The sequence below is a fragment of the Lamprobacter sp. genome, assembly GCF_034860625.1.
GTDB lineage: Bacteria > Pseudomonadota > Gammaproteobacteria > Chromatiales > Chromatiaceae > Lamprobacter.
The window spans coordinates 1-4398 of the sequence record NZ_JAYESN010000248.1; the positions used below are offsets into that span (position 1 = coordinate 1).

9 protein-coding genes and 1 pseudogene are annotated in these 4398 nt (G+C 59.8%); 3 read left to right on the forward strand and 7 right to left on the reverse strand.

Annotation, left to right across the window (positions count from 1 at the left end):
• Positions 1 to 307: 307 nt before the first annotated feature.
• A pseudogene (locus VBE63_RS25250) lies at positions 308 to 556 on the forward strand (transcriptional activator RfaH); the annotation flags it as partial.
• 38 nt (positions 557 to 594) lie between these two features.
• Here the strand turns inward: VBE63_RS25250 and VBE63_RS25255 are convergent.
• The 6 genes from VBE63_RS25255 to VBE63_RS25280 form a co-directional block, all read right to left on the reverse strand.
• A complete protein-coding gene (locus tag VBE63_RS25255; RefSeq protein ID WP_323685773.1) occupies positions 595 to 1002 on the reverse strand; it encodes a MarR family EPS-associated transcriptional regulator in 408 nt (135 codons plus the stop codon).
• 443 nt (positions 1003 to 1445) lie between these two features.
• Positions 1446 to 1643: a DUF2283 domain-containing protein gene (locus VBE63_RS25260; RefSeq protein ID WP_323685767.1), complete on the reverse strand. Its 198-nt coding sequence runs from the start codon at positions 1641 to 1643 to the stop codon at positions 1446 to 1448.
• Positions 1644 to 1900: 257 nt separating this feature from the next.
• The gene (locus VBE63_RS25265) at positions 1901 to 2137 is read right to left on the reverse strand and encodes a type II toxin-antitoxin system YafQ family toxin (RefSeq protein WP_323685768.1); all 237 of its coding nucleotides are present in this window, start codon (positions 2135 to 2137) and stop codon (positions 1901 to 1903) included.
• Positions 2124 to 2390: a type II toxin-antitoxin system RelB/DinJ family antitoxin gene (locus VBE63_RS25270; RefSeq protein WP_120797533.1), complete on the reverse strand. Its 267-nt coding sequence runs from the start codon at positions 2388 to 2390 to the stop codon at positions 2124 to 2126. The genes VBE63_RS25265 and VBE63_RS25270 overlap by 14 nt, the downstream gene beginning before the upstream one ends.
• Positions 2391 to 2432: 42 nt before the next feature.
• A complete protein-coding gene (locus VBE63_RS25275; RefSeq protein ID WP_323685769.1) occupies positions 2433 to 2798 on the reverse strand; it encodes a DUF1353 domain-containing protein in 366 nt (121 codons plus the stop codon).
• 23 nt (positions 2799 to 2821) lie between these two features.
• Positions 2822 to 3073, reverse strand: coding sequence for a GxxExxY protein (locus VBE63_RS25280; RefSeq protein ID WP_323685774.1), 252 nt, complete (start codon positions 3071 to 3073; stop codon positions 2822 to 2824).
• A 377-nt stretch (positions 3074 to 3450) separates the two neighbouring features.
• Here VBE63_RS25280 and VBE63_RS25285 point away from each other — a divergent pair, with 377 nt between their 5' ends.
• The gene (locus VBE63_RS25285) at positions 3451 to 3732 is read left to right on the forward strand and encodes a type II toxin-antitoxin system RelE/ParE family toxin (protein WP_323685770.1); all 282 of its coding nucleotides are present in this window, start codon (positions 3451 to 3453) and stop codon (positions 3730 to 3732) included.
• A gap of 11 nt (positions 3733 to 3743) precedes the next feature.
• Positions 3744 to 4034, forward strand: a complete 291-nt coding sequence (locus tag VBE63_RS25290) for a HigA family addiction module antitoxin (RefSeq protein WP_323685771.1) — start codon at positions 3744 to 3746, stop codon at positions 4032 to 4034.
• 120 nt (positions 4035 to 4154) lie between these two features.
• Here the strand turns inward: VBE63_RS25290 and VBE63_RS25295 are convergent.
• A partial coding sequence (locus tag VBE63_RS25295; protein ID WP_323685772.1) for a hypothetical protein occupies positions 4155 to 4398 on the reverse strand: 244 nt, incomplete at its 5' end.

Below are 4398 nucleotides of genomic sequence, written 5' to 3' on the forward strand. Positions count from 1 at the left end.
TCCGTCCCTCTTTTCCACTGGTGGTGGACCATGACACCCCATGCATGCTCATTTTTCCAGTCGAAGAGCGACGTAAGACACTGTCAAATATCATTTTTAAGTGGGGATACATCATGGACGGGGGATACATCAGGGACGGACCACGTTTTCTCTGATCGGCAGGCTGCTGGAGGCGCAGAGATTTCGCGTCGGCATCATCTTTCCCTCAACCTTTTCCCTCTGATTCGATTGCTGAGGCTGGATCAGCCTTCAAACAAAGTGGTATTCTTCGAACACTCGGATCAGGCAGGTTAGCCATGGAAAAGCGATGAACTCAGAGCTTCAAAGCGCCCCCTGTTGGTACGTTCTGCAAAGCAAGCCTCGCCAGGCTGAGCGCGCTCAGCTCAACCTTGAGCGTCAGGGATACGACGTCTTACTACCGCGCATTACCGTCGAGCGCATCCAACGCCAGCGGTGCCAATTGGTCGAAGAGCCCTTATTCCCGAACTACCTATTCATTCGCTTACAGCGCTGGGTCGATAATTGGTACCCATTGCGCTCGACCCGCGGTGTCGCCCGACTCGTCACCTTTGGTCAAGAACCGGTCGCGGTCGATCAGCAGTTGATTGATGCCTTCGATGCTCGGTTGCCGGGTTCCTGGCCTGGTTTCGGGCTTCCCGGCCGGGATGACGCAGGGAGTAGCCCTTCGGCGCTGGCCTCGGCAGTGAGTTGCTCGAGCTCGTCCTGCAACGCTTGGTACTCGGCCTCTTTACGCTTCAGGAAGCGCGCCAGGATGCGCGTCTTTTGCTCGATGCCCTCGGGCGTGAGCAGATAGGCGTAGGCGAGCTTGTTATTGCTGCGGCGAAAGTTCTGCGCCTTGACCCAACCGCGCTCGATGACGGCGCGCACGCAGTGGTTGGTGCGCCCAAGGCTGATACCGAGGGCGCGCGCAAGCTCGCGTTGGCTGGCCTGGGGGTTGGATTGCAGATGTTTCAGGACGTGGTATTGGAGCTCGTCGTTCAACGGGCGGGGCTTTGGGCTTTGGGTTGATGGCACCGGCCGCTGGCGCCTGATGAGTTTGTGCTGGGGTGCGACTGGGGCTGCCGGTTGCGGGCCAACCCCGCGCGTGGCGCTGTGGTGGCCAACGAGGCCGGGTCGCCGAGTCTTGGTGCGGGCACGCTACCGCCCTACCCTGGTATTGGCGGGTATTGGCGGGTATGGGCGGGGAGCCGCTTGTCTGTTGTTGTGATGGTGCCGGTTGCGTTCGAGGTCTGAACGCAGCATGGCGAAACTGAAACGCGGCTTTGCCTCGCTCGTCGAGGGGAAATGATGGTTGGGCGTTGCTTGTGTGTGGCCTGGGTCCCGGTTTGCCGCAGGTTACCGTCCTTGGCCTGGATTCGGGCTTCCCGGTCGGAATGACGCGGGAAAGGTAGCCGGGATGACGGATGAGAGGTCGTCATCGTCATTTAAGCTGCTATCCCTTCTACCATGAGGCGGCTGACATCGGTGCGCTGGCTGGCGTGCTCGAGCGTCATAGCACACACATAGCCGTCGGCATCCAGATCGAGCAGGGTTGCATCATCTAGATCGCGTGTTTCGAAGATGTCCCGTTCCCGAAATTCGATATAGAGGGTATCGGTGTCTTGAAAGTACCGTACTTTCATGGCTTGCGACCTCGATCAAAGAATGCGGTGTGCACCGTCTGTCGTCCGCTTCAGGTAAGAGGTCCCGGTTGTAGACCGAGTTCCCGCCGGAGGCATCGGTGACCAGCGTGAAAAACTTGGACGCGTTCGGTTTTTCGGGCACCGGTTTATCACTCGGGCGCCGGTGCGAAACTTTAGCGGTTCAATCGAGGCAGTCGGTCGGGAATCTGCGTTCAGCCGAAGAGCTCGCTATGCGAACCGAGACGGGCGAGAATGAGTCAGTCTTCGCCGGACTTGCGGTAGATCAACAGCAGATCTGGCTTAATGTGGCATTCGCGGTAGCCGACCCAATCGCCGCTCAAGTCATGGTCGCGGTAACGCGGCTCCAGCGCCTGGTCCGCCACCAGTGCCTTCAGCACCGGCACCAAGTCTCTGTCGAGCGTTAAGCGGTGCTGACCTTTCGCTTCGCGCTTGTAATCGCGTTTGAAGGACCTGGGGCGGTCAATCGTCCGCATGCAGATCAGCCATCAGATCGTCCACGGTCGCAAAGCGTTCGGCCTCACCCGCGTCGATCTCGGCCAGTGCCTGACGGCTACTGGCGCTAGGCGCTTTTACTTCAAACGGAAGGCAGCGATCTTGGGCCACGCGCAGCATCAAGAGGCGAATGGCATCAGAGACCGATAAGCCCATCGCATCGAGCGCAGCCGCAGCGCGTTCCTTGGTATCGGCATCAATGCGGGCGCGAACATAGGTGTTGGCAGTTGCCATGGCTTGCTCTCCTCATATGTGCGAGCCGCTATTGTAGTCACGTTAAGACGACAACCCTGAGGCTAAGTTCGATGCCATGATGGCGCGGCGCAAGGCTGGCTCGCCGAGGACGGTCATGGCCTCGTTGAAGATGTCTGCGGCCATGCGGTGGTCGACGCTGTGCGGCTGCTCGTCGCAGAGCCAGTGATGGATGACGGCGGCCTTGCCGCTGCGCCCGACCGGTGGCAGCAGGGGCCAGACTCGGCGGGTCATGGGGCGCGGGATGGAGGCGAAGTCGGTACGATAGCCGGCGGGCACGGTGATCCAGCGTGGGTCGGCTTCGCTGGCGCCGATGGTGCTCCAGTAGCGGAAGGCTTCGAGCAGCTCGAAGGGTTGCTCGGCGAGGGTGCCGGTGTGGACCTTGAGCATTGGCCACGGATGGACACGGATTTTTAGAGGACGAAGCGTTTGATCTGGGCTCTTGGTTGGCCGAAATTGATGAGGAGGCCGGCTTTGATACCCGTGGCACGGAGATAGTTGAGAAGTTGCGCTTCGTGCGCAGGTGCGAGCGCGCGACAGGCCTTTAGTTCGAGGAGGACTCGGCCCCAGATTCCCTTCTCTGAGCCGCTCGTTATCCGTGTCCATCCGTGAACATCCGTGGCAAATGGAAGGCCTTCAGGAGCCGGCGCCGGGCTTAGAGGCAGGGGGCTTCATTCGTGTCTTCAGGCACGCTACCGCGCTACCCTGTTGTTGGAGGGTATGGCAGGGGGCGGCTTGTCTGTTGTTGTGATGGTGCCGGTTGCGTTCGCGGGCTGAACGCAGCATGGCGGCATTGAAACGCGGCTTTGCCTCACTCGTCAAGGGGAAATGATGGTTGGGCGTTGCCTGTGTGTGGTCTGGTTCCCGGCTTCCCGTCCGGGATGACGGAGGGCTGGCCGAGATGATCGATGGGGCGCGGAAAAGCGACAGCCGATCAGATGAAGATGTCGGATGAGGTTTTTATAGTTTTGATCGTGGCTCATGGCTCGGTTGCTGTCCCAGGGCGGTTGTCAAATGTATCGCGGTACGATACATAGGTCTCATGATCCTGAGCACTAGAGGCAAGCTGGCGGCGCAAGCGGTTGCTGGCCGCTTCGGCAAAGGCTTTCCGGGCGATCTGGTCAGACGCACGCGGGCCATGTTGGCGGCACTCGATGCGGCGGTGGAGTTGGAGGATCTACGTTTCCCTCCTGGCAATCATCTCGAAGCGCTGTCCGGCAATCGCTCTGGCCAACATTCGGTGCGAATCAACGACCAATGGCGGATCTGCTTCACTTGGACCAACGAGGGCCCAAGCGACGTCGAGGTTCTCGACTACCACTGAGAGGTGTTGCGATGAGCTTGCTTGTTAACCCCGCACATCCGGGCGAAGTCCTGTCGGAACTGTATCTCAAGCCGCTGGGGATGAGCGCCATTGCGCTGGCAAGACGCCTGGAGGTGCCGCGCACTCGGATTGAACGGCTGGTCAAACAGGAAACAGCGCTTTCTGCCGATAGCGCTATTCGCCTCGCAACGTTCTTCGGTACGACCCCAGAGTACTGGCTGAACCTGCAGCGCGGCTGGGACTTGGCGTGCGCCCAAAGCACTGTGGACGTGTCCAGAATCAAACCCCTTGAAGCCGCCTGACACGCTGAGCAAAAATCAGGCAAAAATCAGGGACGGGTCCGGTTTTTCGCGAAGACATCGCGAGGCGGCTTTGGGTAGCAGCGATCAAGCAGGCTTTTGATCATCCCCCCAGAGGTTTCGTCAGGAATGGCGTACTGGCGATACAGCACGAAAGTGCCCACCAGCCGATCCTGTTCGAGTTGGACCCGCGATAGCTCCAACCGGTGTCCATGCAGCATCCACCACCCGCAGTAGATCAAGCTGCGCGGCCAGCGATGACTCGGCATCCAACCGGATGTCTACCGGCCGGCGGTGCGGGTAGAAGCCCTCTTCACCGGTCTGCGCTTGGCACTGTTCGGCACTGGTTGGATAGGTATCGACGAAC